Genomic DNA, 3,220 nt, shown 5'->3' with positions numbered 1-3,220 from the left:
CCCCACACCCCACACCCCACACCCATCCCTAAGCGCCGCAATTCCGGAGATTATATAAAAAAACACCCAGAACAATCGAGGTGATGGACAATACTAAAGGTTGTGTAGGTCATCAGAAAAGCCCTGTCAGGGTAAAATACTATGAAACTAGCGTCACGAGTCAATCAAGTCACCCCCTCCCTTACCCTAGCTATCGACTCTCTGGCCAAGGAAATGAAGAAAAACGGCGAAGATGTCTGTAGTTTTAGTGCCGGGGAGCCAGATTTCGACACACCCATTCACATCAAAGCTGCCGCGAAAAAGGCCCTGGATGAGGGGAAAACTCGCTATGGACCGGCTGCCGGAGAACCGGGGTTAAGAAAAGCGATCGCCGAGAAATTGCTGCGGGATAATCAACTAGCATACAATGCCGATAATGTCATCGTTACCAATGGCGGTAAACAGTCTCTCTATAATCTAATCATGGCGTTAATTGAAGCGGGGGACGAAGTAATTATTCCCGCACCCTACTGGTTGAGTTATCCTGAAATGGTGACGTTAGCGGGGGGAACATCGGTTATAGTCAACACTAGCCTAGAGAATCAGTATAAAATCACCCCCGAACAGCTAGAAGCGGCAATTACGCCGAAAACTAAATTATTTGTTCTCAATTCCCCCTCTAATCCCACCGGTATTGTCTATACTCCCGAAGAAATCGCAGCTTTAGCAAAAATTGTGGTTGAAAAGGATATTTTAGTGGTTTCTGATGAAATTTACGAGAAAATCCTCTACGATGGCGCAATTCACCGCAGTATCGCTTCTTTTGGTCCGCAAATCTTTCAGCGCAGTATTATTAGTAATGGTTTTGCTAAAGCTTTCTCGATGACGGGGTGGCGCGTCGGTTACATAGCAGGACCGGTGGAAATTGTCAAGGCCATGACTAAGATCCAAGGTCATAGTACCTCTAATGTCTGCACTTTTGCCCAGTACGGTGCGATCGCTGCTTTAGAGAGTCCCCAAGATTGCATCGAGGAAATGGTCAAAGCTTTTAGCGAGCGCCGACAGTATATTTTAGAACGAGTGCGAGCAATCCCCGGACTCAATTGTCCTACTCCCAACGGTGCTTTTTATGTGTTTATCGATATTAGTCAAACTGGTTTAAAATCACGGGATTTTTGTCAGAAACTCCTAGAAACCCAAAAAGTAGCCGCTATCCCCGGTATTGCTTTCGGTGCTGATGATTGTATTCGTCTTTCCTATGCTACAGACCTAAAGACGATTGAAAAAGGATTCGATCGCATTGATCAGTTTATCGGCACTTTGTAGGATGATTACTGCGTCTGTTAGGGTGAATTTTGTTCGCCCTTTTTTTTCGGGTTTTAACGAACTTGAACTATAAAACAGGGAATGTACTTCCTAAAGGCCCTTCTGGGGACTTTCCCTAGGGGCTTTTGTTAAGTTACATTAAGCCCTAGAATAAAATCCTAGGGAGTTAGGCGAAATTCGCTCGATCGCTCGGTCTTATCCGCTTCTTAGCTGAGATAGACAAAAGATAGCGCATCGAGAAACAGAAAACTTGAGCTACTCAAGCCTTCGTCAATACTGCCCTTGTCATCTATCTTGAGTTATAACCTAGTGTCCCAAACCCTACCTAAACCTGCCCTAAAAAGAGAATTTTTGCCATTTACCCTACAGGATATCCGTCTAGCTATCCCGGCCCGTTGCTTCCAATCAAGCGTTTTTCGCTCTTTAGCTTACTTTTTTTTTGATATTGGCATTATTACCCTACTTTACTGGATAACTTACCAGATTAATCAAGCATGGTTCTTCCCCCTTTTTTGGTTTATGCAGGGAACCATGTTTTGGGCCTTATTTGTCGTCGGTCACGATTGCGGTCACGGTTCCTTTTCCCGTTATCGTTGGTTAAATAACTTAATCGGTCATCTCAGTCATACTCCCATTCTCGTACCTTTCCACGGTTGGCGCATCAGTCATCGCACCCATCACGCTAATACTGGTAATATCGACACCGATGAAAGTTGGTATCCCGTCACGGAAACCCAGTATAACAATATGGCCTGGTACGAAAAATTAGCTCGTTTTCAGCTAATTTTATTTGTTTACCCCCTTTATCTTTTCCGTCGTTCCCCTAATAAACAGGGGTCCCATTTTATGCCCGAAAGCCCCCTCTTTCGCCCCTCGGAACGGTGGCAGGTACTGACTAGCACCGTTTGCTGTACCTTTATGTTAGGTCTATTAATCGGGGTTGGTGTTAGCCAAGGCTTTTGGTTTCTGTTTAACTACTACATCATGCCCTATATCGTCTTTGTGGTTTGGTTAGACCTGGTGACATTCCTACACCACACCGAAGATGATATTCCCTGGTATCGCGGTCAAGACTGGTACTTTCTCAAAGGGGCGCTTTCTACCATCGATCGCGATTATGGCATCTTTAATCCCATCCATCACCAAATTGGTACTCACGTCGCCCATCATATTTTTATCACTATTCCCCACTATCATCTCCAAGAAGCAACCGAGGCTATCCGTCCCGTCTTAGGAGACTATTATCGCGTCTCGAAAGAACCGATTTTCAAATCTCTCTGGCGGTCCTACCGCAATTGTCATTTTGTCAGCGACCAAGGCAGCAAGGTTTTTTACCGCAAAAACTGATCCTATCTTAGCTATGAGGAGAAAACGGCAGAAAAATCTGCCTCCTCCTCATGTGTCAAAATGTTAGAAAATTCCCTACCGCTTCTAATTCATTACCTTAAGTTTAAGGATGTTCCAGTTCCCTACACTTTTGCTTGATTCATCTTTACATCTGACAACGCCCAATTATTTGTAGGATGGGTTAGCGGTAGCGTAACATGAGCGGGCGTTGGGTTTCATGCTTCAACCCAACCTTATGCAATGGTTCGCCAAAATCAGCCTTGGCAGCTTCCTGACAATTTATAGCCTCTCTGTTCCTAGAGATTCACTCCTTCCTAGTTTTGACTCTCCCCCGCTAACCGCTCGCGCGGTGTAGCGGGGGATTCTCGGTTCTTAGGCTCTTGACTAGATCAAACAGGTTTAACCGGTCGATCCCCGTCAAATCGCCTCCGCAAGCGTTTTCTAACACGGTCAGTCCGACAGCGTTTTTTCCTCGGTTCTCGATTACCTTTGCTGATGCCGTATCTCTCGGTTCAATGTGACCGCAAGAATCACACCGGTGAACTCTTTCCGATAACGACTTTTTGCC

General features: G+C 45.4%; 2 protein-coding genes and 1 pseudogene. 2 read left to right on the top strand and 1 reads right to left on the bottom strand.

Going from position 1 to position 3,220, the window contains the following annotated elements; translation table 11 throughout:
* Nucleotides 1-141: 141 nt before the first annotated feature.
* Nucleotides 142-1,305, top strand: a complete 1,164-nt coding sequence (locus ACOCD9_RS13590) for a pyridoxal phosphate-dependent aminotransferase (RefSeq protein ID WP_419547781.1) — start codon at nt 142-144, stop codon at nt 1,303-1,305.
* Between the two features lie 309 nt (nt 1,306-1,614).
* Nucleotides 1,615-2,652 (top strand): fatty acid desaturase, encoded by a 1,038-nt coding sequence (locus ACOCD9_RS13585; protein WP_287703260.1) that lies wholly within the window; start codon nt 1,615-1,617, stop codon nt 2,650-2,652.
* Nucleotides 2,653-2,986: 334 nt separating this feature from the next.
* On the opposite strand, the pseudogene ACOCD9_RS13580 reads toward ACOCD9_RS13585, so the two are convergent.
* Nucleotides 2,987-3,220, bottom strand: a pseudogene (locus ACOCD9_RS13580) (RNA-guided endonuclease TnpB family protein); the annotation flags it as partial.

This window comes from Microcystis sp., from assembly GCF_048564745.1.
GTDB classification, from domain to species: Bacteria; Cyanobacteriota; Cyanobacteriia; order Cyanobacteriales; family Microcystaceae; genus Microcystis; species Microcystis ichthyoblabe_A.
Note: the sequence above shows the minus strand (reverse complement) of the source record. Positions and strands in the feature narration are given on the sequence as shown.

Bases quoted from the DNA above. Each gene is read 5' to 3' on its own strand.
- ACOCD9_RS13590 (WP_419547781.1), top strand. From the start codon at position 142: ATGAAACTAGCGTCACGAGTCAATCAAGTCACCCCCTCCCTTACCCTA.